The organism is Bradyrhizobium sp. CCBAU 11386 (assembly GCF_028128955.1).
In the GTDB taxonomy this organism is placed as follows: Bacteria; Pseudomonadota; Alphaproteobacteria; order Rhizobiales; family Xanthobacteraceae; genus Bradyrhizobium.
The window spans coordinates 39275-65496 of the sequence record NZ_LBKA01000245.1 but is presented as its reverse complement, the minus strand read 5'-3'; the positions used below and the strand labels follow the sequence as shown (position 1 = coordinate 65496).

23 protein-coding genes are annotated in these 26222 nt (G+C 65.6%); 9 read left to right on the top strand and 14 right to left on the bottom strand.

Going from position 1 to position 26222, the window contains the following annotated elements:
• Nucleotides 1-25: 25 nt before the first annotated feature.
• The gene (locus XI09_RS29170) at nt 26-556 is read left to right on the top strand and encodes a hypothetical protein (RefSeq protein ID WP_271569904.1); all 531 of its coding nucleotides are present in this window, start codon (nt 26-28) and stop codon (nt 554-556) included.
• Nucleotides 557-745: 189 nt separating this feature from the next.
• Here XI09_RS29170 and XI09_RS29165 read toward each other — a convergent pair whose 3' ends face one another.
• Both XI09_RS29165 and XI09_RS29160 read right to left on the bottom strand, forming a co-directional pair.
• Nucleotides 746-1336: a DUF4337 domain-containing protein gene (locus XI09_RS29165; protein ID WP_271569903.1), complete on the bottom strand. Its 591-nt coding sequence runs from the start codon at nt 1334-1336 to the stop codon at nt 746-748.
• 82 nt (nt 1337-1418) lie between these two features.
• Nucleotides 1419-2384 (bottom strand): tyrosine recombinase XerC, encoded by a 966-nt coding sequence (locus XI09_RS29160; protein WP_271569902.1) that lies wholly within the window; start codon nt 2382-2384, stop codon nt 1419-1421.
• A 112-nt stretch (nt 2385-2496) separates the two neighbouring features.
• On the opposite strand from XI09_RS29160, the gene XI09_RS29155 reads away from it, so the two are divergent.
• A complete protein-coding gene (locus tag XI09_RS29155; protein WP_271569901.1) occupies nt 2497-4707 on the top strand; it encodes a primosomal protein N' in 2211 nt (736 codons plus the stop codon).
• A 351-nt stretch (nt 4708-5058) separates the two neighbouring features.
• Here XI09_RS29155 and XI09_RS29150 read toward each other — a convergent pair whose 3' ends face one another.
• On the bottom strand, nt 5059-5556 hold the full coding sequence (locus XI09_RS29150) for a septal ring lytic transglycosylase RlpA family protein (RefSeq protein WP_271569900.1): 498 nt from the start codon (nt 5554-5556) through the stop codon (nt 5059-5061).
• A 658-nt stretch (nt 5557-6214) separates the two neighbouring features.
• Between XI09_RS29150 and XI09_RS29145 the strand changes: the two genes are divergently transcribed.
• The 6 genes from XI09_RS29145 (at nt 6215) to XI09_RS29120 (ending at nt 13166) form a co-directional block, all read left to right on the top strand.
• The gene (locus XI09_RS29145) at nt 6215-6775 is read left to right on the top strand and encodes a F0F1 ATP synthase subunit delta (RefSeq protein WP_271569899.1); all 561 of its coding nucleotides are present in this window, start codon (nt 6215-6217) and stop codon (nt 6773-6775) included.
• Entirely contained in the window at nt 6775-8304 is a 1530-nt protein-coding gene (atpA, locus tag XI09_RS29140) for a F0F1 ATP synthase subunit alpha (protein ID WP_271569898.1), read from the top strand. Before XI09_RS29145 ends, atpA begins: the two co-directional genes overlap by 1 nt.
• A gap of 152 nt (nt 8305-8456) precedes the next feature.
• Entirely contained in the window at nt 8457-9329 is an 873-nt protein-coding gene (locus XI09_RS29135; protein ID WP_271569897.1) for a F0F1 ATP synthase subunit gamma, read from the top strand.
• An 85-nt stretch (nt 9330-9414) separates the two neighbouring features.
• The gene (atpD, locus tag XI09_RS29130; RefSeq protein ID WP_271569896.1) at nt 9415-10854 is read left to right on the top strand and encodes a F0F1 ATP synthase subunit beta; all 1440 of its coding nucleotides are present in this window, start codon (nt 9415-9417) and stop codon (nt 10852-10854) included.
• Nucleotides 10855-10947: 93 nt separating this feature from the next.
• Complete coding sequence (locus XI09_RS29125; RefSeq protein ID WP_271569895.1) at nt 10948-11355, top strand: F0F1 ATP synthase subunit epsilon; 408 nt, start codon at nt 10948-10950, stop codon at nt 11353-11355.
• A 164-nt stretch (nt 11356-11519) separates the two neighbouring features.
• Nucleotides 11520-13166 (top strand): adenylate/guanylate cyclase domain-containing protein, encoded by a 1647-nt coding sequence (locus tag XI09_RS29120; RefSeq protein WP_271569894.1) that lies wholly within the window; start codon nt 11520-11522, stop codon nt 13164-13166.
• A 309-nt stretch (nt 13167-13475) separates the two neighbouring features.
• On the opposite strand, the gene XI09_RS29115 is transcribed toward XI09_RS29120, so the two are convergent.
• The 10 genes from XI09_RS29115 to proB all read right to left on the bottom strand — a co-directional run bounded on the left by XI09_RS29115 (nt 13476) and on the right by proB (nt 23235).
• On the bottom strand, nt 13476-13979 hold the full coding sequence (locus tag XI09_RS29115; protein WP_092189587.1) for an RNA pyrophosphohydrolase: 504 nt from the start codon (nt 13977-13979) through the stop codon (nt 13476-13478).
• Between the two features lie 104 nt (nt 13980-14083).
• Nucleotides 14084-14590, bottom strand: a complete 507-nt coding sequence (locus tag XI09_RS29110; RefSeq protein ID WP_271569893.1) for an RNA pyrophosphohydrolase — start codon at nt 14588-14590, stop codon at nt 14084-14086.
• Nucleotides 14591-14666: 76 nt separating this feature from the next.
• Nucleotides 14667-15881: a divergent polysaccharide deacetylase family protein gene (locus XI09_RS29105; RefSeq protein ID WP_271569892.1), complete on the bottom strand. Its 1215-nt coding sequence runs from the start codon at nt 15879-15881 to the stop codon at nt 14667-14669.
• A 171-nt stretch (nt 15882-16052) separates the two neighbouring features.
• Nucleotides 16053-17408, bottom strand: a complete 1356-nt coding sequence (locus tag XI09_RS29100) for a S41 family peptidase (protein WP_027547555.1) — start codon at nt 17406-17408, stop codon at nt 16053-16055.
• Nucleotides 17405-18757: a murein hydrolase activator EnvC family protein gene (locus XI09_RS29095; RefSeq protein WP_271569891.1), complete on the bottom strand. Its 1353-nt coding sequence runs from the start codon at nt 18755-18757 to the stop codon at nt 17405-17407. Before XI09_RS29095 ends, XI09_RS29100 begins: the two co-directional genes overlap by 4 nt.
• A gap of 33 nt (nt 18758-18790) precedes the next feature.
• Nucleotides 18791-19273, bottom strand: coding sequence for a 23S rRNA (pseudouridine(1915)-N(3))-methyltransferase RlmH (rlmH, locus tag XI09_RS29090; RefSeq protein WP_271569890.1), 483 nt, complete (start codon nt 19271-19273; stop codon nt 18791-18793).
• A gap of 95 nt (nt 19274-19368) precedes the next feature.
• On the bottom strand, nt 19369-19725 hold the full coding sequence (gene rsfS, locus XI09_RS29085) for a ribosome silencing factor (protein ID WP_100179365.1): 357 nt from the start codon (nt 19723-19725) through the stop codon (nt 19369-19371).
• Between the two features lie 208 nt (nt 19726-19933).
• Nucleotides 19934-20578 carry a nicotinate-nucleotide adenylyltransferase gene (locus XI09_RS29080; protein ID WP_177234771.1) on the bottom strand — a complete coding sequence of 215 codons (645 nt, stop codon included), beginning with the start codon at nt 20576-20578 and terminating at the stop codon, nt 19934-19936.
• Between the two features lie 23 nt (nt 20579-20601).
• Complete coding sequence (locus tag XI09_RS29075) at nt 20602-21897, bottom strand: glutamate-5-semialdehyde dehydrogenase (RefSeq protein WP_271569889.1); 1296 nt, start codon at nt 21895-21897, stop codon at nt 20602-20604.
• A gap of 216 nt (nt 21898-22113) precedes the next feature.
• Nucleotides 22114-23235: a glutamate 5-kinase gene (gene proB / locus XI09_RS29070; RefSeq protein ID WP_271569888.1), complete on the bottom strand. Its 1122-nt coding sequence runs from the start codon at nt 23233-23235 to the stop codon at nt 22114-22116.
• Between the two features lie 213 nt (nt 23236-23448).
• Between proB and XI09_RS29065 the strand changes: the two genes are divergently transcribed.
• Nucleotides 23449-24414 carry a Bug family tripartite tricarboxylate transporter substrate binding protein gene (locus XI09_RS29065; RefSeq protein ID WP_271569887.1) on the top strand — a complete coding sequence of 322 codons (966 nt, stop codon included), beginning with the start codon at nt 23449-23451 and terminating at the stop codon, nt 24412-24414.
• Nucleotides 24415-24551: 137 nt separating this feature from the next.
• Here the strand turns inward: XI09_RS29065 and XI09_RS29060 are convergent, their stop codons facing one another.
• Nucleotides 24552-26186: an alkaline phosphatase family protein gene (locus XI09_RS29060; RefSeq protein ID WP_027547563.1), complete on the bottom strand. Its 1635-nt coding sequence runs from the start codon at nt 26184-26186 to the stop codon at nt 24552-24554.
• Between the last annotated feature and the right edge of the window lie 36 nt (nt 26187-26222).

Here is a 26222-nt window from a genome sequence, read left to right as displayed (position 1 = left end):
CGAGCCGAATCGGGCGGGACAACACATGCTGCGCCGCCTTCTTCAACCGGTCTGGGTCCTGCTGGCGATCATTTTCCTGATCGAAGCCTGGCTGTGGGACCATCTCGAGCCGATCGTCGCGCGGGTTGTCGCAGCGATCCCGCTCGCGCGTTTCAAGCAATGGCTGACGGAGCGCGTCGATGCGCTATCGCCGGCCATGACGCTGATCGTGTTCGCGGTCCCCATCATCCCGCTGTTTCCGCTCAAGCTGGTCGGCCTGTGGCTGCTTACGCATGAATACTGGACCAGCGCCGTCTTCACGATCCTGTTCGCAAAGATGCTCGGCGTCGGCGTCACCGCCTTCGTCTTCGACGTGACGCGCGACAAGCTCATGGAGATGCACTGGTTCGAGCGGCTCTACGCGTTGGTGCTGAAGCTGCGCGCCAAGGCGGCCGAGCTCGTCGACCCGGTCAAGCGGCGCATCAAGGAGATCATCAGCGGCAACGGCGAAGGCTGGTCCTCCCGCACCCTCCGCCTGATCCAGCGCTTCCGCAAGAGCGTGCACGAGGCGCGCTGAGCGTTGTTGTTGAGCCTATGCTCACGCCAATTCCCCAGTGTCGTCCCGGCGAAGGCCGGGACCCATAACCCCAGGGAGAAGTTTGGCGAAGATTCGTCGTTCGATACTCCGACCATCCGCAATCGATAAATCACGCGGTATGGGTCCCGGCCTTCGCCGGGACGACAGCGGAGCAAATGCGACCCGGCCTCAATGCAAATGCACCAGATGCGGCCACCACAGGCCGAGCGCGGTCATGAGGAGGCCGGCGAGCGTCAGGATGCCGCTGACGTAAGCCAGCGCGAACATGCCGGTGATGATGGTGGCCGAGGCCAGCACGATGCCGATCTGGAAGGCGGCGGACGCCAGCTCGAAGTGATGGTATTTCGCGGTCGCCTCGTCGCGCTCGTGCTCGGCATGCTTGGCCTTCTCGGCGAGCTGTTCGGTGCCTTCGCCGGTCTCGGGCTCGGAGCGGTAGCGCTGCGCGGTCTTGGTCCAGTCGTCGACCTGCTTCTGCACCGTCGCCTTCATGGCGTCGTCGGTGGTGCCGGCGAGCGAGAGCTTGCCCTGCTCGGCCGCGGTCAGCACCACGGTGCGGCGGATGCTCTTGGCCTGGAAGAACGCCCAGAGATTGGCGGCCTCGACGTTCTTGCTGATCGATTCGGTCTGGGCGCCCTTGCCGAGCGTCTCGGAGATCGCCAGGAACAGCGCCAGCACGGCGATCAGAAGTGCGATCTTCTTGTTCGAGCCGGACGCGTGCTCGGCGTGCTCGGCATGCTCCATGCTTTCATGTGCGCTCATAAATCCCTCCTGCCTCGGTTCCCCACGATTGACCGAACCGCGGGCGCCGCGCAAGAGGCAAGGAAGTTATGACGTCAGTGTGTCAGCGTCGCGGATGCGCGCTGGCATAGACTTCCAGCAGCCGCTCGGAATCGATGCCGGTGTAGACCTGCGTGGTCGAGAGCGAGGAATGGCCGAGCAATTCCTGGATCGCGCGCAAATCGCCGCCGCGCGACAGCAGATGCGTGGCGAAGGAATGGCGCAGCGCGTGCGGCGTCGCGCTGTCGGGCAGGCCGAGCGCGCCGCGCAGCCGCTCCATCGCGAGCTGGATGATGCGTGGGCTCAAGGGACCGCCGCGCGCGCCGACGAAGATCGGTCCTTCCGCCGGCAGCGGATACGGGCACATCGCAACATATTCCTGCACCAGCGCGAGCACGTTCTGGAGCACCGGCACCATGCGGGTCTTGTTGCCTTTGCCTGTCACGACGAGCACGTCGCCTTCGCCCGGCTTCGGCACCTCGCGGCGCTTCAGGCCGAGCGCTTCGGAGATGCGCAGGCCGGAGCCGTACAGCAGCGCCATCACCGCGGCATCGCGCGCCAGAATCCAGGTCTCGCGTTCCTCGCCGGCGCGCTCGTCGGCATCCGCAAGACGCTTTGCGGAAGCCATCGGCAGCGGTTTTGGCAGGCTCTTGGCGACCTTCGGCGCGCGGATCGCCGAGAGTGCGCCGACCTTGCCCTTGCCCTCGCGTTCGAGGAAACGGCCGAACGAGCGCAGGCCCGCCAGCGCGCGCATCAGCGAGCGGCCGGCAATATCGTCGGCCCGGCGCATCGCCATGAAGGCGCGCACGTCGGTGGCTTCCAGCGCCGCGAAGCGCTTGAGCGTGACGCGCTCGCCCCAATGGGCACACAGGAAATCCAGGCACTGCCGCAAGTCGCGGCCATAGGCCTCCAGCGTCTTCGGCGACAGCCGCCGCTCGGCGCCGAGATGCGACAGCCAGCGCGTCATCTCCTGCGCGATGTCAGGATCGGCGCTGGCGAGCTCGATGGGTGGGGCGGCCGCTTTGCTCATGCGCTCTGGACGTGGTGATTCCGCACAGTATATCGCATCACACTCGTTTATCGTTCGCTAAGGCCGCCTCACGGCGCTAGCCTTGAGGCCCCCGGGTTCCGATTCTCAGTTCATGGACCACACGTCCCGCAGCAGCACCGCCTCCGCCAACGCGACCCGCATGGTCGACGTGCTGGTGCCGGTCGCGCTGGAACAGACCTATTCCTACAAGGTGCCGCGCGGGATGGAGCTGAAGGCGGGCGATCTCGTCGGCGTGCCGCTGGGGCCCCGCGAGGTGCTCGCCGTGGTCTGGGCCGAGAACGCCAATCCCGATCCGCGCCTGCACAACCGCCTCAAGGAGGTCAACGAGAAGCTCGACCTCCCGCCACTGAAGCCCGAGCTGCGTTCCGTCGTCGACTGGGTCGCCAATTACACGCTGAGCCCGCGCGGCATGGTGCTGCGCATGTGCCTGCGGATGGGCGACAATCTCGGCCCCGAGCGGGTGCGCCCCGGCGTGCGCCTGGTCGGCGATCCCCCCAAGCGGCTGACGCCGGCGCGGCAACGCGTGATCGAGGTGCTGTCGGACCGGCTGCTGCACGGCAAGTCCGAGGCGGCCAAGGGGGCGGGCGTCTCGGCCGGCGTGATCGACGGCCTCGTGGACGAAGGCACGCTCACGGTCGAGCCGATGCCGCCGCCACCGCCGCCACCGGCCCCCGATCCGGATTTCGGCCGGCCGGACTTCACACCGCTCCAGCGCACCGCCGTCGATACGATGCGCGCGCTCGCGGCCAACGGCACGTTCCACGTCGCGCTGCTCGACGGTGTCACCGGCTCGGGCAAGACCGAGGTCTATTTCGAGGCTATCGCGGAGGCGATCCGCCGCGGCAGGCAGTCGCTGATCCTGATGCCGGAGATCGCGCTCACCGGCCAGTTCCTCGACCGCTTCGCGCAGCGTTTTGGCGTGCGGCCGATCGAATGGCACTCCGAGCTCACCCCGCGCACCCGCGCGCGCAACTGGGCGGCGATCTCCGAATGCAGCGCGCCGGTCGTGGTCGGCGCGCGCTCGGCGCTGTTTCTGCCCTACGCCAATCTCGGCCTCATCGTCGTCGATGAAGAGCACGACCAGGCCTACAAGCAGGACGAGGGCGTGCATTACCACGCCCGCGACATGGCGGTGGTGCGCGCGCATATCGCCAAGATTCCGATCGTGCTGGCGTCTGCGACGCCGTCGGTCGAATCCGAGGTCAATGCGCGCAAGAACCGCTATCAGCGCATCGCGCTGCCCTCGCGCTTCGGCGGCCAGCACATGCCGCATATCGAGGCGATCGACATGCGGCGCGAGCCGCCCGCGCGCGGCCGCTTCATCTCGCCGCGCCTGGCAGGCGAGATCAGAACCGCGATCGAGCGGCGCGAGCAGGCGCTCTTGTTCCTCAATCGCCGCGGCTATGCGCCGCTGACCTTGTGCCGGGCCTGCGGCCATCGCTTCGCCTGCACCATCTGCGATGCCTGGCTGGTCGATCACCGCTTCCGCCAGCGCCTGGTCTGTCACCATTGCGGCTTCTCGATGCCGCGCCCGCATATCTGTCCGAACTGTTCGGCAGAGGAATCGCTTGTCGCGGTCGGCCCCGGCGTCGAGCGCCTGCAGGAAGAAGCGGCGGCGCTGTTCCCGGAGGCGCGCACCATGGTGCTGTCGAGCGATCTCATCACCTCGATCGAGACCATGCGCTCCGAGCTTGCCGAGATCGCGGAGGGCCGCGTCGACATCATCATCGGCACGCAGCTCGTCGCCAAGGGCCATAACTTCCCGCGGCTCAACCTGGTCGGCGTCGTGGATGCGGATCTGGGCCTGTCCAATGGCGATCCGCGCGCGGCGGAACGCACCTGGCAATTGCTCAACCAGGTGATCGGCCGCGCCGGCCGCGAGCAGGGCCGCGGCGTCGGCTATCTCCAGACCCACCAGCCCGATCATCCCGTAATGAAGGCGCTGATCGCCTGCGACCGCGAAGCCTTCTACGACAGCGAGATCGATCTGCGCGAGCGCACGCTGTATCCGCCGTTCGGCCGGCTCGCCAGCCTGATCATCTCGGCCGGCGACCGCCCGAGCGCGGAAGGCTTTGGCCGCCGTCTCGTCGCGCTCGCGCCGCGCGACGAGCGCGTGGTGGTGCTGGGCCCGGCGGAAGCGCCGCTCGCCGTGATCAAGGGCCGCTACCGCTTCCGCATCCTGGTGAAATCGGCGCGCGGTTTCGATCTGTCGGACTATCTGCGCAACTGGCTCGCCGTTTGCCCGAAGCCGAAGGGCAATCTGAAGTTAGAGGTGGACGTCGATCCGCAGAGCTTTTTGTAAGGGCTGCGCACACTCTCTCCCCGTCATTGCGAGGAGCCCTTGCGACGAAGCAATCCAGAGTCTTTCCGCGGAAAGATTCTGGATTGCTTCGCTGCGCTCGCAATGACGGTAGGGAGCGGTGTGTTCGTCGCTCTCTCCTCTGGTGCCCCGGACGCAGCGCAGCGTCTCTTCGACGGTGCGCTGCAGAGCCGGGGTCCATGTCGCAAAGGAGAGCTCGCAGCTTCTGGGTCCGGCTCCGCGCCGCAACGCCAACCGGCGTTGCAGCTTGTCCGGGACACGAGCGGGATGACGGCCAACAAAAAAGCCCGCCGTCCCCCAAGACAGCGGGCTTGTTTCACGCGTGATGCGCTCTTAGGAGACGACTTCCGCGGTGACGCGGCCGACGCCGGCGCCGGTGAGGCCGATGGCGCGGGCAGCACCCGTGGAGAGGTCAAGCACACGGCCGCGAATGAAGGGGCCACGGTCATTGATGGTGACGATGACGCTCGAACCGCCATGGGTGACGCGCAGCTTGGTGCCGAACGGCAGCGAACGGTGCGCCGCGGTCATGGCGTTCTGGTTGAAGCGCTGGCCCGAGGCGGTCCGGCTGCCGGACTCGTTGCCGTAATAGGAGGCCATGCCGGAGAAGCTGTGCCCGGTGCCCGAGGACGGCGTCATCGACGCGTTGGCGTTGCGCCAGTCGGAGTTCGCGTTGGCATCGTTCTGGATGTGGTGGCGGTGATGGTGCCGATGATGCCGGGATTTGGCGGAAGCTTCGGTGGCGGTTCCACCGATGAGGAGGGTTGCGGCAATGAAAGCGATCGCCGTGCGCGGCCGGGTCACAGTGCCCAGCGTCTTGGAAGACAGCATTTAGTGGTCCCTAAGCTAGTATTGCCACATATGTGGCCAGTGGAGCCCCCATCAGTTTGTGAGCGGATTGGCGTTTCCTTTCGCAATGCGGCATGAATTGGGCAGTAAATCTGTTCTATGTCGTCATGAAATATCTTGTGACCTGCCGGTATATTCATCCGACATTCCGTAATCTTGCACTTTAACGATTCATTAACTGGTCTATTACTTTCGAATACTGTAGAGCAAAGTCATCGCTCCCAGCGTTTAGAATTGAGTAAGTATTCGGCGCGTGGCACGACCGCGGCGGGATTCACGCCTCAGCGATCCGTGTTCATGGCCGCTATGCGCTGGGGGCAGGAACCAAGGACGCCGCACCGCTGCAAGGCACGCGGCAATTCCGTGGCGTGGCAGGTCATCGTGCAAGTCGACGACGCTCGTCATCTGAAGCGCCGCGGACTGCGACGAACTGGCGACAGAACCTCATGCCTTTAATTTGGCGTCATGTTGCACGTGCGCGCCTGCTATGTTAGCAAAGCCGCGATTTTAACGAGCCCGGCACTTCCCGTGCTGGTCGAAAATCGAAGTCCCGCTTGAATTCCAAGGGCTTGGATCGCTAGGCGCCGCTTCGTGGCGACGGTTTTTCCCTTGCGAATTTGACAGCTAAAAGAGCGCGTCTGTGGCTGCAGAAGATACGTCCGTTTCCGGTGTGTCCGGCCGTTATGCAACGGCCTTGTTTGAACTGGCCCGCGACCAGAACGTGGTCGACGAGGTCAAGGCCGACCTCGACAGGTTCGAGGCCTTGCTGGGCGAGAGTGCCGATCTGAAGCGCCTCGTCCGCAGCCCGGTGTTCGCGGCCGATGCCCAGTCCAGGGCCCTCTCGGCCGTGCTGGACAAGGTCGGCATCGTCGGCATCCCCGCCAATTTCCTGAAAGTGCTGACCGCCAACCGCCGCCTGTTCGTGGTGGCTGACGTCATCCGCGCCTACCGCGCCCTGGTCGCCAGGTTCAAGGGCGAGGCGACCGCTGATGTCACCGTGGCGGAGGCGCTCTCGGACAAGAATCTCGACGCTCTCAAGGTTGCCCTGAAGTCGGTGACCGGCAAGGACGTCGCGCTGAACGTGAAAGTCGATCCCTCGATCATCGGTGGCCTCGTCGTCAAGCTGGGCAGCCGCATGGTGGATGGTTCGCTTCGCACCAAACTCAATTCGATCAAGCACGCGATGAAAGAGGCAGGCTGATGGACATCCGCGCCGCGGAAATTTCCGCGATCCTCAAGGACCAGATCAAGAATTTCGGCCAGGAAGCTGAAGTCTCCGAAGTCGGACAGGTGCTGTCCGTCGGCGACGGTATCGCCCGCGTCTACGGTCTGGACAACGTCCAGGCCGGTGAGATGGTCGAGTTCGAGAACGGCACCCGCGGCATGGCGCTGAACCTCGAAACCGACAACGTCGGTATCGTTATTTTCGGTGCCGACCGCGAGATCAAGGAAGGCCAGACCGTCAAGCGCACCCGCGCCATCGTGGACGCGCCGGTCGGCAAGGGCCTGCTCGGCCGCGTCGTCGACGCGCTCGGCAACCCGATCGACGGCAAGGGTCCGATCCAGGCCGACAAGCGCATGCGCGTGGACGTCAAGGCGCCCGGCATCATTCCGCGCAAGTCGGTGAACGAGCCGATGGCGACCGGCCTCAAGGCGATCGACGCCCTGATCCCGATCGGCCGCGGCCAGCGCGAGCTGATCATCGGCGACCGCCAGACCGGCAAAACCGCGATCGCGCTCGACACCATCCTGAACCAGAAGCCGCTCAACGCGCAGGCCGACGAGAACATCAAGCTGTACTGCGTCTACGTCGCGATCGGCCAGAAGCGTTCGACCGTCGCCCAGTTCGTGAAGGTGCTCGAAGAGCAGGGCGCACTGGAGTACTCGATCATCGTCGCCGCCACTGCCTCCGATCCGGCGCCGATGCAGTACATCGCCCCCTTCACCGGCTGCACCATGGGCGAGTACTTCCGCGACAACGGCATGCACGCCGTCATCATCTATGACGATCTGTCCAAGCAGGCCGTCGCCTACCGCCAGATGTCGCTCTTGCTGCGCCGTCCGCCGGGCCGCGAAGCCTATCCGGGCGACGTATTCTACCTGCACTCCCGCCTGCTCGAGCGCGCGGCGAAGCTCAACAAGGACCAGGGTTCGGGCTCGCTCACCGCGCTGCCGGTCATCGAAACCCAGGCCAACGACGTGTCGGCCTACATTCCGACCAACGTCATCTCGATCACCGACGGCCAGATCTTCCTGGAAACCGACCTGTTCTTCCAGGGCATCCGCCCCGCGGTGAACGTCGGTCTGTCGGTGTCGCGCGTCGGCTCGTCGGCGCAGACCAAGGCCACCAAGAAGGTCGCCGGCAAGATCAAGGGTGAGCTCGCGCAGTACCGCGAAATGGCGGCGTTCGCGCAGTTCGGCTCCGACCTCGACGCCTCGACCCAGCGCCTGCTCAACCGCGGCTCGCGCCTCACCGAGCTCCTGAAGCAGCCGCAGTTCTCGCCGCTGAAGATGGAAGAGCAGGTCTGCGTGATCTGGGCCGGCACCAACGGCTATCTCGATCCGCTCCCGCTCAACAAGGTGCGCGCGTTCGAGGACGGTCTCTTGTCGCTGCTGCGCGGCAAGAACGTCGAGATCCTCAATTCGATCCGCGACAGCCGCGACCTCTCCGACGACACCGCTGCCAAGCTGAAGTCGGTGGTCGAAGGTTTTGCGAAGAGCTTCGCGTAATAACGAGCCGTCATGGCCGGGCTTTTGTCCCGGCCATCCATGCCTTGCCGCGTGGAAAGACGAAGACGTGGATGCCCGGGACAGGCCCGGGCATGACGACAGAGACAGGCTAGCGGTTTGGCCGCAAGGGCTCGAACCGTCGGGGACGAAGAATGGCGTCACTTAAAGACATGCGCGTCCGCATCGCCTCCACCAAGGCGACGCAAAAGATCACCAAGGCCATGCAGATGGTCGCGGCCTCGAAGCTGCGCCGTGCGCAGACCGCTGCGGAAGCTGCACGTCCCTATGCCGACAAGATGAGCGCGGTGATCTCCAACATCGCCAGCGCCGCGGCGGGCTCGCCCGGCGCGCCGACGCTCCTGGCCGGCACCGGCAGGGACCAGGTTCACCTGCTTCTGGTCTGCACCGGCGAGCGCGGCCTCTCCGGTGCATTCAACTCCTCGATCGTGCGTCTCGCCCGCGAGCGCGCGCTGGCGCTGATGAACGAGGGCAAGGAAGTCAAATTCTTCTGCGTCGGACGCAAGGGTTACGAGCAGCTCCGCCGCCAGTTCGACAAGCAGATCGTCGAGCATCTCGACCTGCGCAGCGTTCGCCAGCTCGGCTTCGTCAATGCCGAGGACATCGCCAAGAAGGTTCTGGCCCGCTTCGATGCCGGTGAATTCGACGTCTGCACGCTGTTCTATTCGCGCTTCCGCTCGGTGATCGCCCAGATCCCGACCGCCCAGCAGATCATCCCGCTGGTTGTCGAGGAGAGCGCTGCCGCCAGCACGACGTCCTACGAATACGAGCCGGAAGAGGACGAGATCCTCACGCGCCTGCTGCCGCGCAACCTCGCGGTCCAGATTTTCCGCGCGCTGCTCGAGAACAACGCCTCGTTCTACGGCGCGCAGATGAGCGCGATGGACAACGCGACGCGCAACGCCGGTGAGATGATCCGCAAGCAGACGCTGGTCTACAACCGCACGCGTCAGGCCCAGATCACCAAGGAACTGATCGAAATCATTTCGGGCGCCGAGGCCGTCTGACCAAGACGCTTCAGTACCCGTCAAACGCAACATCCCGGTCAAGCTGACCGTGGTCTAGAAGTTCGGATCGAAGGAGATAGAGTCCATGGCTACAGCAGCCACCCAGATCGGTCGCGTCACCCAGGTCATGGGCGCCGTCGTCGACGTGCAGTTCGAAGGCCACCTGCCGGCCATTCTCAACTCGCTGGAGACCAAGAACGGCAACAACCGCCTGGTGCTGGAAGTTGCGCAGCACCTCGGCGAGTCGACCGTCCGCACCATCGCGATGGACGCCACCGAAGGTCTGGTGCGCGGCCAGGAAGTGACTGACACCGGTCAACCGATCTCCGTTCCCGTGGGTGACGGCACGCTGGGCCGTATCATGAACGTCATCGGCGAGCCGATCGACGAAGCCGGTCCGATCAAGTCCGAGGGCCTGCGCGCCATCCACCAGGAAGCGCCGACCTACACCGACCAGTCCACCGAAGCCGAAATTCTCGTCACCGGCATCAAGGTCGTCGATCTTCTTGCTCCGTATGCGAAGGGCGGCAAGATCGGCCTGTTCGGCGGCGCCGGCGTCGGCAAGACCGTGCTGATTCAGGAGCTGATCAACAACGTCGCGAAGGCGCACGGCGGTTACTCCGTGTTCGCCGGCGTCGGCGAGCGTACCCGCGAGGGCAACGACCTCTATCACGAGTTCATCGAGTCCAAGGTCAATGCCGATCCGCACAATCCGGATCCGAGCGTGAAGTCGAAGTGCGCTCTCGTGTTCGGCCAGATGAACGAGCCGCCGGGCGCTCGCGCCCGCGTCGGCCTGACCGGTCTGACCGTCGCCGAGCACTTCCGCGACCAGGGCCAGGACGTGCTGTTCTTCGTCGACAACATCTTCCGCTTCACCCAGGCCGGCTCGGAAGTGTCGGCGCTGCTCGGCCGTATTCCTTCGGCGGTGGGTTATCAGCCGACGCTCGCCACCGACATGGGCGCGCTCCAGGAGCGCATCACCACCACGCAGAAGGGCTCGATCACCTCGGTGCAGGCCATTTACGTGCCGGCCGACGACTTGACCGACCCGGCGCCCGCGACCTCGTTCGCGCACTTGGACGCCACCACGGTGTTGAACCGTGCGATCTCGGAAAAGGGCATCTATCCCGCGGTGGACCCGCTCGACTCGACCTCGCGCATGCTCTCGCCGCTCGTCGTCGGTGAGGAGCATTATCAGACCGCGCGCCAGGTCCAGCAGGTGCTCCAGCGCTACAAGTCGCTCCAGGACATCATCGCCATTCTCGGCATGGACGAGCTCTCGGAAGAGGACAAGCTGACGGTGGCCCGCGCCCGCAAGATCGAGCGCTTCCTGTCGCAGCCGTTCCACGTCGCCGAAGTCTTCACGGGCTCGCCGGGCAAGTTCGTCGACCTCGCGGACACCATCAAGGGCTTCCGCGGCCTGTGCGAAGGTAAGTATGACCACCTGCCGGAAGCCGCCTTCTACATGGTCGGCACCATCGAAGAGGCGGTCGAGAAGGGCAAGAAGCTGGCCGAGGCTGCCTAAGGGGCGAATGGCGAATAGGGAGTAGCGAATAGACCCGCTGCTCCCCGTTGGTTCGCCACTCGTCATTCGCTATTCGCTATTCGCAGGTACACCATGGCCACCTTCCACTTCGATCTCGTCTCTCCGGAAAAGCTCGCATTCTCGGGTGAGGTCGACCAGGTCGACATCCCCGGCGTCGAGGGTGACTTCGGCGTGCTGGCGGGACATGCGCCGGTCGTGGCTGCGATCCGGCCGGGCATCCTCACCGTCACCACCGGCGGCAAGCACGAGAAGATCATCGTGCTTGGCGGTCTTGCCGAAGTCTCGGAGAAGGGCCTGACCGTGCTCGCCGACGTCGCGACCTCGCTGGCCGAGCTCGACCGTGCCCAGTTCGCCGAGACCATCGCGGAGATGGAAGAGGGGCTGAAGGAGCACGAAGGCGACGAGCTCGATCAGGCCATCGAGCGGCTCGACCACTTCAAGAGCATCCAGCAGCAGCTCAGCTCGACGGCTATGCATTAAGCCCCGGGGCATCGCTTCGGGGCTCGAACGCAAAATTCCTGCAAGAAATTCCTGAATAAGTTCAGCGCTCGTCGCGGAAGTGGCGGGCGCTGAAACTTTGTTGCACCGCGCCGCCGATAGCGGCATTCTTCGCCCGCGAATTTTGTTCCGGGGGCGGGTCACAGATGAAACGCAAGATCGCAGCGATTTTCGCAGCCGATATTGCCGGGTATTCGAGGCTGGTCGCGGAGGACGAGGAGGAGACGCTGCGGCGCCTGGCCTCCTACCGCGAAGTCATCGACGATTTCATCGCAAAGGCGAACGGCCGCATCTTCAACACTGCCGGCGATGCCGTGCTCGCGGAATTTCCGAGCGCGGTGGACGCGGTGCGCTGCGCGATCGACATTCAGGAGTCCCTGCGGACCCGCAACATGGCCTATCCGCCGAGCCGGCAGATGTCGTTCCGCATCGGCATCACCATCGGCGACGTGGTCGAGCGCAACGGCGATCTGCTCGGCGACGGCGTCAACATCGCCGCGCGGCTGGAAGGCCTCGCCGAGGTCGGCGGCATCTGCGTCTCCCGTGCCGTGCACGAGCAGGTCGCCAACAAGCTGTCGGTGCAGTTCGCCGATATCGGCGCGCAGGAGGTGAAGAACATCCCGACGCCGGTGCATGCCTACATGGTGGCGATGCGGCGCGAGGACGGCACCTATTCGAAGCCGCAGCTGAAGAAGGCGGCCTCCAAGGTGGCGGCGGCACCCGTGTGGATGTGGCCGCTGGTGGTCGCAGTCGTCTCGGTCGTTGCCATCGGCGTCACCGGCTTCCTCTACAACACCAAGCTCAAGCAGACGGCGACCGCCGCAGTGACGCCGGCCGCGACACCAAGTGCCGCGCCGAGCCCGACGCCGACCCAGCTCGCAAAGGCGCCGGTGACACCGATGGCGCCGCCGAATGCCGGTGCGGCGATGGCTCCGATGCCTGCACCGTCGCCATCCGCCTCGCCGATCTCAGGCAAGTTTGCTGCCGACAGCGTGCCCTTCATCAACGAGCGCGTCCGCAACTATCTGGCTGGCGACTATTCCGCCGCCGGCGACTACAAGGCCTTCGCGCTCAACATCGGCGGCTTCACCGGCTCGGCGTTGAACCAGCCAAACGAGGAGGCCGCGCGCAACGCCGCGCTCGACCAGTGCCAGAAGCGCGCCGATGCCGCGCAATCGCCGCGGCGCTGCGAGCTCTATGCGGTCGGCAACACCATCGTCTATGCGCACGGCAAGCCGCCGATGCCGCCGCAGCCCTGGGTGCGGCACGATGCCATGACCGAGCGGGCCTTCGCGTCGAAGGACTTCCCGATGGTGCGCGATCCCCAGAAAGTCCGGCTCGAGAACATGTTCGTGCCGGCGGCGAAATCCCGGTCGGTCGCGCTCGGCCCGGGCGGACAATATTTCATGGTGCTGGGCGCCTCGTCCGCCGACGACGCGGCGCGGCGCTCCCTGGAATCGTGCGGCGCCATCGCCGGCGTGGCCTGCCTGGTCGTCGCGATCGACGACAATTTCGTCGTGCCGATCCCGACCCTGTTCAGGACCACCGGCTTCTTCAATGCCGCTTCCAACGCTTCGATCGTGGCGGACGCGCGTAGCGAGGTCGTGCGCAAGCTTTCCGACGCCATGGGCTGGAATGCCGTCGCCGTCGGCACCGCAGGCCGCCCCGGCCTCGGCCTGAAGGCCGCCGACGAGCAGACCGCCGTCAATTCCGCGCTGGCCGATTGCGCCAGGCGCGACAGCGACTGCCACGTGATCGCGATTGGCCCGTTTACGGTCGGGCCGACGAATTAGCGGCGGGCGCTGAGCGCCAAATGCCAATCTATCACCGTCATCCTGAGGTGCTTGCTTTGCGGCGCGAATGCGCCGCAGAGCAAGCCTCGAAGGACGACGGCCCTGCTGCATCGTGGCCGTTCATCCTTCGAGGCTCCGCTTGCGACGCGTTCGCCTCGCAAGCGGAGCACCTCAGGATGACGGAGTGCATATGCGATAGAATTGCCCGCAAGGGGGAGGGAGCCGCGGCCGCCTCACGTCCAAATTTCCCGCCGAATTGTCCAACGAATTCAATCCCATTCAACTGTGCATGGGGTTGTTTTCGCCATTTTAGTTGGCGAAGGGCGCGAACTGCTTCGCCACGGCCTGGTAGACCTCGCGGCGGAATGGCACCACGAGATCGGCGACGCGATCGAGACGTTCCCAGCGCCACGCGTCGAATTCGGCGGGCTGTCCGTTCTGCGGCGTCAGCGGATCGATCTCGTCATCCTTGCCGGTGAAGCGCAGCGCGAACCACTTCTGGCGCTGGCCGCGGAATTTCGCCAGCCGATGGGTCTGCGGTCCGTCATAGGGCGGGAATTCGTAGGTGAACCAGTCGGTTTCGCCGAGATAGCTCGCGCTGACGACGTTGGTCTCCTCCCAGAGCTCGCGCATCGCCGCATCGCGCAGGTCCTCGCCCTCGTCGACGCCGCCCTGCGGCATCTGCCAGTCGAGGCCCGGCAGGATGATCTCGGGGCCGTCGCCCTTGAAGCGGTGGCCGATCAGCACGCGGCCATCGGCATTGAACAGCGCGATCCCGACATTGGGACGGTAGGGTTTGTTGTCGTTCGACATGCGGTCACTTCTCTGATCGTCATTCCAGGATGGTCCGAAAGACCAGCCCCGGAATTCCGAGATCCCGGGTTCGTGCTTCGCACGCCCCGGAGTGACGGTGCAAACTATTCCTCCGCCAGCGCGGAAAACTCCTTCACCACGCGCTCATAGACCGGGCGTTTGAACGGGATGATCAACCCGGTCAGATTCTTCATCGGCTCCCAGCGCCAGCTGACGAATTCGGCCTTGTGGCCGCCACCGCCGGGGTTCTCGACATTGATCTCGCTGTCCTTGCCGGTGAAGCGCACCGCGTACCATTTCTGGCGCTGGCCGCGGTAACGGCCCTTCCAGGCGCGCCCCGCGACCGTGCGCGGGATGTCGTAGATCAGCCAGTCCGGAACCTCGCCGAGCCGCTCGACCGAGCGCACGCTGGTCTCCTCATAGAGCTCGCGCTTGGCGGCCTGCCAGGTGTCCTCGCCGGGATCGACGCCGCCCTGCGGCATCTGCCAGACATGGGCGTCATCGACATGTTCGATGCCGCCGGCGCGGCGGCCGATGAACACCAGCCCCTTCGTGTTGATCAGCATCACTCCGACGCAGGTCCGGTAGGGCAAATCCTCGTAACGCGCCATTCCGCCAGACCTCTTGCGTGCTCTCGGTAGGGCTTGACCGGCCCCGCCTGGAGCTGTGCCGTACCAATTCGTTGATTTAGCTGGATTTTGATTTCAGCATCGCGGTTGTCAATGGCACCAAAAGGATGCCCCGGTCGCCCAATGTCCTGGTCCAGGCGCCGATGCGCTCGATCGAGACGGGGAGGGCGGAGGCGGTGCCGATGGCCGCGCCGCGCTCGCGCGCCGCCGATTCGAGCTTGTTCAGCGCACGGTCGATCTCGGTCGGGGTCGGCACCACGTCGATCGCGATGTCGCCCTTGCCGAACGGCATCGCCTGGCTCGCTGCCGCCTGGGGCGCGATGCTGCGGGGCGAGGAACCGTCGTCGAAGAAGCCGAGGCCGCGCTTGGCCGCCTCGCGAATGATCGGCTGCATCGCCGCGTCCGTCGCCACGAAGCGGGCGCCCATGAAATTGGTGATGCCGGCATAGCCCTGCATCCGGCTCAGGTGCCAGTACAGGCGGTCCATGTTCTGGTCGGCGCTGAGCGAGGTCAGCAGCGTCTGCGGGCCTGGATCGTTGTCCGGGAAGTCGTACGGCTCCATCGGAATCTGGAGGAAGATTTCGTGGCGCTGGGTGCGGGCCCGCTCGGCGAGCTTGCCGGGATCGGAACCATAGGGCGTGAAGGCCAGCGTCACCGCGGCCGGCAGCTTCATGATCGCGTCGGTGGTCTTGGCGGCGCCGACGCCGAGCCCGCCGATCACGATCGCGACCACCGGCATCTTGGCGGCCTTGGCGCGGTCGGCATCGGCCGCGTAGACGTTGAACGGCTTCAATCCCGCGGTGGCCACCGGGATCATGCCGTAGCGCGATTTCTCCAGCAGCTTGGGGTCGATCCCCGCCATGACGGGTGGCGGTGCGGAGGCCGCCGCGTCGCCCTTGTCGGTGGCCTCGCCGGCGCCGATCACCACGTCGTGGCGCGCACCGGTGGAGCCGTCGATCATGGTGACGGTCTTCTGGTCGCCGGGGGCGGCCTGCTTCGGCGCCTCCCTGGTCTCTTGCTTGCTTTCCTGGCCGTGGCCGGAGGGGGCCGGCTTCTCGTCCGTGGCTTTCGGCTCGCCGATCGCGATCCGGGTCATCGGCTCGCCGCCGAGCGGATCCTTGTTGAAGATGGCGAAGCCGGCAAAGGTGACGAGGAACAGGCCGAGCAGCACGGCGAGCGCCTTCAGGGCCGTGAACGGCAGCCGCAGCCGGCGTTTCCGGCGCGGCTTGTCCTGTCCGAGCGGGGCGCTCAGATCATCGGCCGTTTCAGTCATGCGCGATCCCGAATCACTGCTGCCGACGATACCACGCCGAGGTCAAGCGGCGGCAGGCCGGGATAGGCCGGGGATGCCAGGAGTTCCAAGCAAAAAGGGCGGCTCCAGGAGCCGCCCTTTGCGTTGGATCGCGCGGTACGCCGACTTAGTTCGCTGCCTTAGTTCGCCGACTTAGTTCGCGGCCTTGGGCTTGTCGGTCGCGGCCTTGTCGGCACCCGGCGTGGGCGCCGCGGAGGCGCTGTTCTTGATGCCGTGGAGCAGGTCGTCGGCGAGCTTGAGCGCCTTGTCGTCCTTGGCGTCCGGCGGGACATAGGACTGCGAGCCGGTCTTCTCGTCGCCGTCGTTCTTGAGATGGCCGCGCAGCGAAGCCTCGCCCTTGGTGTCGGTGCGCGACTTCAGCTCGTCCGGCACGTCCTGGAGCACTTCGATGTCGGGCACGATGCCCTTGGCCTGGATCGACTTGCCCGACGGCGTGTAGTAGCGCGCCGTGGTCAGCCGCAGCGCGCCGTTGCCCGAGCCGAGCGGGATGATGGTCTGCACCGAGCCCTTGCCGAACGAGCGCGTGCCGACGATGGTCGCGCGCTTGTGGTCCTGGAGCGCGCCGGCGACGATTTCGGACGCCGAAGCGGAGCCGCCATTGACCAGCACGATGACCGGCTTGCCCTTGGTGAGGTCGCCCGCATGCGCGGTGCGACGCTGGGTCTCCTCGGCATTGCGGCCGCGGGTCGACACGATCTCGCCCTTCTCCAGGAACGAGTCGGAGACGGTGACCGCTTCCTCGAGCAGGCCGCCCGGATTGTTGCGGAGGTCGATGATGTAGCCCTTCAGCTTGTCGCCGATCTGATTCGAGAGGTTGGCGACCTCGCGCTTCAGGCCTTCGGTGGTCTGCTCGTTGAAGGTGGTGATGCGGATATAGCCGATGTCGTCGGCCTCGATGCGGGCGCGCACCGAGCGGACGCGGATATTGTCGCGCACCAAGGTGACGTCGAGCGGATTGTCCTGACCCTTGCGGATGATCTTGAGCTTGATCTTGGTGTTGACCGGACCGCGCATCTTCTCGACCGCCTGGTTCAGGGTCAGGCCCTGCACCGCTTCGTCGTCGAGATTGGTGATGATGTCGTTGGCCATGATGCCGGCGCGCGAGGCCGGCGTGTCGTCGATCGGCGAGACAACCTTGATCAGGCCGTCTTCCATCGTGACCTCGATGCCGAGGCCGCCGAACTCACCGCGGGTCTGCACCTGCATGTCGCGGAAGCTCTTGGCGTCCATGTAGCTCGAATGCGGATCGAGGCCGGTGAGCATGCCGCTGATGGCGGATTCGATCAGCTTGGTGTCGTCGGGCTTCTCGACATAGTCGGAGCGCACGCGCTCGAAGACGTCGCCGAACAGATTGAGCTGGCGATAGGTGTCCGCGGTGGCGGCTCGCGCGCTGGAGCCCATGAAGACCGCGCGCGGCTGGGTCACGAACAGCGTCAGTGCCGCACCGGTGGCCGCGCTGAGGAGGATAACTGAAGTCTTGCGCATCATCCGCGAACCTTCTCGCCTTCATTTGCGGCCCACCATGGGCCTGGATCGATTGGAGTGCCGTCTTTGCGGAACTCGACATACAGCACAGGTTGACTCGCGTTCGTGGCGAGAATGGAGGCGACTTGAGAGGTCGACCCCATGGTCGCGACCGGCTCCCCCGTGAGCACAAACTGTCCGATGTTGACCGAAATGCGCTCCATCCCGGCGATCAGGACATGATACCCGCCCCCGGCATTGAGGATCAAGAGTTGTCCATAGCTGCGGAATGGGCCGGCATAGACCACCCAGCCATCACACGGCGTCGTGACCTGGGAGCCGGGCTTGGTCGCGAGCGAAATGCCCTTCTGGACCCCGCCGACCCCATCGGAACCGCCAAAGTCCCTGATCTTGTTACCGTTAACCGGAAGCGGCAGCAGGCCCTTGGCGGAAGCGAAGGCGATTGCGGGGGTGGTCCGGGAGCGGTCCTTGAAAGCGGCCGGGCCGGACTTGGCGCTGGCGGCCGCCTTTGCCTCGGCCTGCTTGGCGGCCTCGGCCGCCTTCTCGGCGGCCTTGGCGGCGCTTTGCAGGTCCTGCTCCATCTTGGTGATCAGCCCCTGGAGATCGCCGACCTGCCTTGAAAGCATGATGGCGCGCGAGTTCTCGGCATCCAGGTCCTTTTCGCGCGCGGTCTGCTGGCGCTGCCGCTCGTCGACCAGCGCGGCGAGCCGGCTCTGGTCGTTGCGGACCCTGTCGCGGTCGGAGGCGAGCTGATCGCGTTCGGTGGCGATGTTCTTGCGCAGAGCCACGAGCTCGCCGAGCTCGCTCGCGATCTTTTCCGCGCGGCCGCGCAATTCCGGCACGACGGCGCCGAGCAGCATCGCCGTGCGCAGCGATTGCAGCGCATCTTCGGGCCGCACCAGCAGCGCCGGCGGCGTGCGCCGGCCGGCGCGCTGCAAGGCCGCCAGCACCTCGACGATGTCGGCGCGGCGCGAATCAAGTGACGTGCGCATCTGCTGCTCACGGCCGTTCAGCGTCTTCAGCCGCGCTTCGGCCTCGTCGATCTTGGTCTCGACGGTGCGCACATTGGCGGCGGTGTCGATCAGCTGCTGGTTGAGCTGGGTGCGGTCCTGGCCGAGCGAGGTGATCTCGGCCTTGAGCTTGGCCTGCGCCTCTTCCGCGCTCTTCTGCCTGGCGCGCGCGGCCTCCAGCTCCTGCTCGCGCTGCTTGATCGCATCGGGCGAGACGGCTGCGGTCTGCGGTGCCGGCGGCGTCTGAGCTTGCGCGAGGCTTGCGTCCAAGACACTTGCGCCCAAGACACTTGAGCCTGTGAGGCCAGCGATCAGCAGCAGGTTGAGGACAGGCGCTCGCATCGCTTTAGGCAAAAGTGCTCGGTGTGGCGCGGATCACGCGCGGTGATAGGGGTGGCCGGCCAGGATGGTGGCGGCCCGATAAAGCTGTTCCAGAAGCATGACGCGGACCATTTGGTGCGGCCAGGTCGCAGAGCCGAACGCGATCACGAGCTTGGCCTTACGGCGCAATTCGGGCGAAAGTCCGTCCGCCCCTCCGATCACGAAGATAGTATGACCGGCACCCTCGTCGCGCCAGCGCCCGAGATGCCGTGCGAATACGGTGGAATCGAGATTCTGGCCGCGTTCGTCCAGCGCCACCAGGATCGACTTGTCCGGGATATGCGCGGAGATCGCGGCAGCCTCTTCGGCCATCCGCGTCGCGGTGTCGCGCGCGCGGCTCTCGGGGATTTCGTGGATCGACAGCTCGCGGAATCCGAGCTTGCGGCCGGCCTCGTCGAACCGCTCGAAATAGCGGTCGGCAAGCTCCCGTTCGGGGCCCTGCTTCAGCCGGCCCACCGCAATGACAGCAACACGCATGATATCTTCAGGGTCGCGTTTTCAAGACCGCGCGCAATATGCGCGCGCACGACGCTAGCATGCGCGTCAGCCGATTCGAAATCGGCTCAGTGAGCCTAGATCGCCTTCGCCGCCCCTGGGCCCTGCGTGTACAATCTCTCGAGATTGTAGAACTCGCGGACCTCGGGTCTGAACACGTGCACGATCACGTCGCCGGAATCGATCAACACCCAGTCGCAATTGGGCAAGCCCTCGACGTGGATGTTCTTGATGCCGTTTTCCTTGAGGCTTTTCGTGACGTTTTCCGCGATCGCGCCGACGTGCCGGTTGGCCCGGCCCGTGGTGACGATCATGTAGTCGGAATACGCCGATTTGCCGCGAAGGTCGATGGTGACCGTCTCTTCCGCCTTCATGTCCTCGAGGCGGGAGAGGATCAGGCTCAGCGTCTTGTCGGCGTCGGGTTGCGCCTTCAAGGCCGCAGCTTTGGTCGATGTTTTACGCGTAGGCTTAGCAACCTTGGGTAAAACAGACTTGGACAATACAGATGTGGCCAGGGACCATTCCTTTCACTGTATCGCGAGAACCGAATCCAGCCCTCACTGGTTACACTACATCATGTGGGGTTAAGGGTTTCAATATGCCAGAGAGCCCCAGGCCCACACTACGCCCGCACAGTCTGTCTCATTTCGTACCTTTCCAGCTCCCGTCCGGGTTCCGCAGGCCCGTCGAGGACAGGTTCAGCTTCAGTCCGGTGAGGAAGACCCAGGCCGGCGCCGGCCGGTCCGCAAGCAACGCCGCCTCATTCTCGGGCAGGCGGTAACGCGATAGCGCCTTGGCGGCCGGTGAGGCGAGGGCACGAAAACTCTGTGGCGGGCGATCGATGACCGCAATCGGCATCTGGCCGGCGATGCGCCGCCAGTCCTGCCAACGGTGGAATTGAGCGAGGTTGTCGGCGCCCATGATCCAGACAAAGCGCAGGCCACGGAGGCGGCGGCGCAAGGTGTTGATCGTGTCGATAGTGTAGCGCGTGCGAATGACGGATTCGAGACAGCTCACCTCGATCCTGGGATCGTTGGCGACGTCGCGCGCGGCCTGCATGCGCGCGCCGAGCTCATGCAGCGTGCCATTCTCCTTCAGCGGATTGCCCGGCGTCACCAGCCACCAGACGCGATCGAGTTGCAATCGCTTCAGCGCGAACTGACTGATCGCGCGATGCGCCTGATGCGGCGGATTGAACGAGCCGCCGAGCAGGCCGACGCGCATGCCCGGTGTCGAGGGCGGGATCGCTTGCGCCACGAAACGCGGCACGACGAAATTGTTGCTCAATTGCCCGCGCCTCGCGACGTTATCTACGGCCGCGTCTGCCCGGTGCCGTGAACGCGATACTTGAAGCTCGTCAACTGCTCGGCGCCGACAGGGCCACGGGCGTGGAATCTACCGGTGGCGATGCCGATCTCGGCACCGAAGCCGAACTCGCCGCCATCGGCAAACTGCGTCGAGGCGTTGTGCAGCACGATGGCGGAATCGACCTCGCTCAGGAATTTCTTCGCGGCGGCCTCGTTCTCGCTCACGATCGCATCGGTGTGATGCGAGCCGTGGTTCTGGATATGCGCGATCGCGCCGTCGACGCCGTCGACCACCTTCGCCGCGATGATCGCGTCGAGATATTCGGTGTCCCAATCGTCGTCCTTCGCAGGTTTTACGCGCGCGTCTGTCTTCTGCACGGCGTCGTCGCCGCGCACTTCGCAGCCGGCCTCGATCAGCATCTCGACCAGCGGCTTCAGACTCGTTGCGGCAGCCGCGCGATCGACCAGCAGCGTCTCGGCCGCACCGCAGACACCGGTGCGGCGCATCTTGGCGTTGAGCACGATCGATTTCGCCATGGCGAGGTCGGCGCTGCCATCGACATAGACGTGGTTGACGCCTTCGAGATGCGCGAACACCGGCACGCGCGCCTCCTGCTCGACGCGCGCGACGAGGCTCTTGCCCCCGCGCGGCACGATCACGTCGATCGCACCGTTCAATCCCGACAGCATCATGCCGACCGCCGCGCGATCGCGCGTCGGCACCAGCGTGATCGCGGCTTCCGGCAGGCCGGCTTCGCGCAGGCCCTGCACCAGGCATTCGTGGATGGCGCGGCAGGAACGGAAGCTGTCGGAGCCGCCGCGCAGGATCACGGCATTGCCGGACTTCAGGCACAGCACGCCGGCGTCGGCCGCGACATTGGGCCGGCTTTCGAAGATCACGCCGACGACGCCGAGCGGCACGCGTACGCGCTCGATGGTCATGCCGTTCGGCCGCTGCCAGCTCTCGGTGACGATTCCGACCGGATCGGCGATGCCGCGCACGATGCCGATCCCCTCGGCCATGGATTCGACCCGCGCCGGTGTCAGCGTCAGGCGGTCGATGAAGGAGGAGGTCGCATTGCCGGAGGCGCGCGCCTCCGCCACGTCCTCGGCATTGGCGGCGAGAATCGTCGCCGCGTTCGCGCGGATCGCCCGCTCCATGGCCTCGAGCGCCCGGTTCTTCTGCTCCGGCGGCGCCAGCGCCAGCACGCGCGCGGCAGCGCGGGCACGGGTGGCGAGATCGGACATCAGCGCCTGGAGATCGGCATTGCCGTCAACGGCTTTGAGGGGGGCGGCCATGGGGTTTCAACCTTCTGCTAAGGCGGTGTCCTAGCACGGAAATCCCGCTTTTGCGAAGGGCGGGGAGGGTATGGCAGGGCTTCGGGCGGAGGGGGCGGGGCTCGGCCACTGGCCCAGCCCCGGCGTCATGGCCGGGCTTGACCCGGCCATCCACGTCTTTGCCGGCCCGAAGAACGTGGATGCCCGGGACAAGCCCGGGCATGACGGTGGAGGCACCTACCCGCCCACCACCAGATCGTCGCGGTGGATCATCTCGGCGCGGCCGCTGATGCCGAGGATGGTCATCACGTCCGGGGAGGAGCGGCCCTTGATCCGCTCGGCGTCGTCGGCGTCATAGGCGATCAGGCCGCGGCCGATCTCGCTCATGTCAGGGCCGCGCACGATCACGGCATCGCCGCGGGCGAACTGGCCCTCGACCTTGGTCACGCCGGCCGGCAGCAGGCTGGCGCCGGCGCGCAGCGCCGTCACCGCGCCGGCGTCGATCGTCAGCGTGCCCTTCGGCTCCAGCGTGCCTGCGATCCAGCGCTTGCGCGAGGTGATGGGATTGGCCGGCGTCAGGAACCAGGTGCAACGGCCGCCATTGGCGATCGCCTGGAGCGGGTGCTCGATCTTGCCGGAGGCAATCAGCATGTGCGTGCCGCCGGTGGTCGCGATCTTGGCCGCCTCGACCTTGGTGCGCATGCCGCCGCGCGACAGCTCGGACTCGGCGTCGCCCGCCACCGCCTCGATCTCCGAGGAAATGCTGTCGACGACGGGAATGAGCTTTGCGTTCGGGTTGTTCTTCGGCGGAGCGTCGTAGAGCCCGTCGATGTCCGACAGCAGCACCAGGAGGTCGGCGCTCGCCATGGTGGCGACGCGCGCGGCGAGGCGGTCGTTGTCGCCGTAGCGGATCTCGGTGGTGGCGACCGTGTCGTTCTCGTTGATCACGGGGATGGCGCGCCACTCCAGGAGCTTGCCGATGGTGGAGCGCGCATTGAGATAGCGGCGGCGCTCTTCGGTGTCCTGAAGCGTGACCAGGATCTGGCCGGAGTCGATGCCGTGGGCCCCTAACACCTCCGACCAGATCCGCGCCAGCGCGATCTGTCCGACGGCGGCCGCGGCCTGGCTTTCCTCCAGCTTCAGCGGGCCGCGCGGCAGCTTGAGCCGGCTGCGGCCGAGTGCGATCGAGCCCGAGGAGACGACGAGGACGTCGCGTCCCTCCTTGTGCAGCTTGGCCATGTCGTCGGCGAGCGCGGCGAGCCAGGACGTCCGCACCTCGCCCTTGTCGGAATCGACCAGCAGCGCGGAGCCGACCTTGACGACGATGCGGCGGAATTGACTGAGTTCGGGGCTGGCCATGCGTGTATGTGTTGGCGCGTGTGACGAATTGCTCGGTGTGGAACGGCGGAGCAAACAAGCGGCGCCGGTAAGGCCTGCTTTTGCAGCAGGACGATGGCCGGCGCAAGGCGGCGGGGATGGTAAACGGCGCAAGTTGGCTTTGTCTTCGGCCTTGTCTTGCGCGCCGGCCCGGCTCTAATGCCGGCAACCAAAATGGGCTGGAAGAGGAAACGTATGGATCGCCGCAAATTCATGGCTGGATGTCTGGGGCTGCCGCTGCTGGCACAGGCGGGCGGGGCGCAAGCGCAGGCCGGGCTGACAAAAATGATCTTTCCGTTCGCGGCGGGCGCCGGCGGCGACACGCTGTGCCGGCTGATTGCGCAGGAGATGGCGCCGGCGCTGCAACGGACCATCGTGGTCGAGAACCGCACCGGCGGCGACGGCCTGATCGGCATCAAGGCGGTGAAGGGCGCGAGCCCCGATGGCAGCATGGTGCTGGTGACGACGGGCCCGACCATGTACCTGCTGCCGATGGTGGAGACGACGCCAAGCTTCGACACGGCGAAAGACTTCATGCCGGTGTCGCTGCTGGCGCGGTTCGAATTCGCCGTTGTGATCGGCCCGGCGATCGATGCTGCCGATTTCAAGTCATTCGTGGCGTGGCTGATGGCGCATCCCGACAAGACGTCGTTCGGGGTGCCGAGCAACGGCACCATTCCGCATTTCATGGGCTCCAAGCTCGAGAAGGATCTCGGCATTCCCTTGACCCGCGTGCCCTATCGTGGCAGCGCACCGATCCTCAATGATCTCATCGGCGGCCATCTGTCGTTCGGCATCGTGACATTGGCCGATGCGCTGCCGCAGCACCGCGCCAAGGGCGTGAAGATCATCGCGGTATCGAGCCCGGAACGGTCGCCCTTCGCGCCCGAGGTCTCGACGCTGAAGGAGAGCGGCATCGATCTCGTTGCGGACGCCTGGTACGGCATGTGGCTTCCCGCCGGCAGTCCGCCGGAATTCGCCAGCAAGCTCCGCGCCGCCGCGAGCGCCGCGCTTGCCAAGCCCGAGGTGAAGGAGAAGCTCACCGCGATCGGCCTGATCCCGGTCGGCAGCAGCGCTGATGGGCTGACGAAGGAGCTCGCCGCGAACACGGCGTTCTGGCAGCCGATCGTGAAGACGACAGGATACAAGATCGAGAATTGAGCTGCTGCTCGCGCCACACACGCCGTCGTCATGGCCGGGCTTGACCCGGCCATCCACGTGCTTCAGCGATGGAGGTGAGGCGTGGATGCCCGGGTCAAGCCCGGGCATGACGAGCTGAGAGAGCTTCGCTCCCTCACTCACATCTTCGCGCGCTGCGCGATGCCGTCCTTGATCGCCGCAAGCTCGGCCTCATCCCAGATGCCGATCAGAACGCCGCCCTTCACCTGGAGCTGGTTGTCGGCATAGGCGGCGATCTTCTCGCGCGGCGTGGTGATGTGGTCGTTCGGATGCAGCGCCCAGTCGAACAGCTCGGCCTGGAGCCGCGCGATGATGCCGGCGCATTCCGGATCGTCGCCGCGATCCAAAAATTCCTGCGGGTCGGTTTCGAGATCGTACAGCATCGGGCGGAAGCCGGAGGCGTGGATGTATTTCCAGCGGCCGTCGAACACCATGAACAGGCGGCAGCGCTCAATCGGCTGGTTCAGCTTCAGCCGCACGTCCTGCATGGCGTAGTCGTATTCGGAGAACGCGACCTTGCGCCAGTCGGACGGCGTCGGCCCGCGCAGCAGCGGCAGCAGCGAGCGTCCTTCGAGGATATGGCCCGGCACCTTGCCGCCGAAATAATCGACGAAGGTCGGCGCGAGATCGATGCCTTCCACCAGCGCGTCGCTGCGGGTGCCGCGCGTGGCGTCGGCCTCCTTCGACGGATCGATGATGATCAGCGGAATCTTCGCCGACTGTTCGTGGAACAGGTCCTTCTCGCCCATCCAGTGATCGCCGAGATAGTCGCCATGATCTGACGTGAACACGATCATGGTGGTGTCCAGCAGGCCGCGTTCCTCCAGGAACTTCATCAGCACGCCCATCTGGTCGTCGATCTGGGTGATCAGGCCCATATAGGTCGGGATCACCTTCTCCCGCGCATCGTCGCGCGCCATGTTGCGGGAGTAGCGCATGTCCATATAGGCGCCGAACACCGGATGCGGGCTCGAGCGCTCGCGCTCGGAGCGGATCACCGGGATCATGTCCGCTGTCGAGTACATGCTGGCATAGGGTTCGGGCGCGATGTAGGGCCAGTGCGGCTTGATGTAGGACAGATGCAGGCACCACGGCTTGCCATCGGTCTCGGCCTCGGTGATGAAATCCATCGCGCGCCGCGTCATGTAGGGCGTTTCGGAGTGCTCTTCCGGCACGCGCGCGGCCTTGTCGGCGTGCACCAGCAGCCAGCCGTTCTGCAACGAGCCGTCCTCCGCTGCGCCGGAATTGGCCCAATGCTCCCAGGGATTGGTCGCTTCGAATCCCTGCTTGCGGAGATACTCATCGTATTTCGGACGCGGCCGTCCGGTCGGGTGCAGGCCGTCGTCGCGCTCATAGGGCTCGAAGCCGCATTCGGCGACATGCACGCCGATCATCGATTCCGGCGGGATGCCGAGCGCCTTCATGCCTTCGAGGTCGGGCGCCATGTGGGTCTTGCCGACCAGCACGTTGCGCACGCCGATCTTCCTGAGGTGATCGCCGAGCGTGGGCTCGCCGACGCGGAGCGGCCAGCCGTTCCAGTGCGAGCCGTGCGAGCGCATGTAGCGGCCGGTGTAGAACGACATCCGCGAGGGCCCGCAGATCGGCGACTGCACGTAAGCCTTGCTGAAGAGCACACCGCGCTTCGCCATGGCGTCGATGTTGGGAGTCTTCAGCGTGGGATGGCCGGTGCAGCCGAGATAGTCATAGCGAAGCTGGTCGCACATGATCCAGAGAACGTTCTTCGCGCGCGCCATGCGTCATCCCTGCCGTTTCTTGATTGGTTGATGCTG

Coding starts and splice junctions, on each gene's coding strand:
- XI09_RS29170 (WP_271569904.1), top strand. CDS start 26: ATGCTGCGCCGCCTTCTTCAACCGGTCTGGGTCCTGCTGGCGATCATT.
- XI09_RS29165 (WP_271569903.1), bottom strand. CDS start 1,336: ATGAGCGCACATGAAAGCATGGAGCATGCCGAGCACGCCGAGCACGCG.
- XI09_RS29160 (WP_271569902.1), bottom strand. CDS start 2,384: ATGAGCAAAGCGGCCGCCCCACCCATCGAGCTCGCCAGCGCCGATCCT.
- XI09_RS29155 (WP_271569901.1), top strand. CDS start 2,497: ATGGACCACACGTCCCGCAGCAGCACCGCCTCCGCCAACGCGACCCGC.
- XI09_RS29150 (WP_271569900.1), bottom strand. CDS start 5,556: ATGCTGTCTTCCAAGACGCTGGGCACTGTGACCCGGCCGCGCACGGCG.
- atpA (WP_271569898.1), top strand. CDS start 6,775: ATGGACATCCGCGCCGCGGAAATTTCCGCGATCCTCAAGGACCAGATC.
- XI09_RS29135 (WP_271569897.1), top strand. CDS start 8,457: ATGGCGTCACTTAAAGACATGCGCGTCCGCATCGCCTCCACCAAGGCG.
- atpD (WP_271569896.1), top strand. CDS start 9,415: ATGGCTACAGCAGCCACCCAGATCGGTCGCGTCACCCAGGTCATGGGC.
- XI09_RS29125 (WP_271569895.1), top strand. CDS start 10,948: ATGGCCACCTTCCACTTCGATCTCGTCTCTCCGGAAAAGCTCGCATTC.
- XI09_RS29120 (WP_271569894.1), top strand. CDS start 11,520: ATGAAACGCAAGATCGCAGCGATTTTCGCAGCCGATATTGCCGGGTAT.
- XI09_RS29115 (WP_092189587.1), bottom strand. CDS start 13,979: ATGTCGAACGACAACAAACCCTACCGTCCCAATGTCGGGATCGCGCTG.
- XI09_RS29110 (WP_271569893.1), bottom strand. CDS start 14,590: ATGGCGCGTTACGAGGATTTGCCCTACCGGACCTGCGTCGGAGTGATG.
- XI09_RS29105 (WP_271569892.1), bottom strand. CDS start 15,881: ATGACTGAAACGGCCGATGATCTGAGCGCCCCGCTCGGACAGGACAAG.
- XI09_RS29100 (WP_027547555.1), bottom strand. CDS start 17,408: ATGATGCGCAAGACTTCAGTTATCCTCCTCAGCGCGGCCACCGGTGCG.
- XI09_RS29095 (WP_271569891.1), bottom strand. CDS start 18,757: ATGCGAGCGCCTGTCCTCAACCTGCTGCTGATCGCTGGCCTCACAGGC.
- rlmH (WP_271569890.1), bottom strand. CDS start 19,273: ATGCGTGTTGCTGTCATTGCGGTGGGCCGGCTGAAGCAGGGCCCCGAA.
- XI09_RS29075 (WP_271569889.1), bottom strand. CDS start 21,897: ATGGCCGCCCCCCTCAAAGCCGTTGACGGCAATGCCGATCTCCAGGCG.
- proB (WP_271569888.1), bottom strand. CDS start 23,235: ATGGCCAGCCCCGAACTCAGTCAATTCCGCCGCATCGTCGTCAAGGTC.
- XI09_RS29065 (WP_271569887.1), top strand. CDS start 23,449: ATGGATCGCCGCAAATTCATGGCTGGATGTCTGGGGCTGCCGCTGCTG.
- XI09_RS29060 (WP_027547563.1), bottom strand. CDS start 26,186: ATGGCGCGCGCGAAGAACGTTCTCTGGATCATGTGCGACCAGCTTCGC.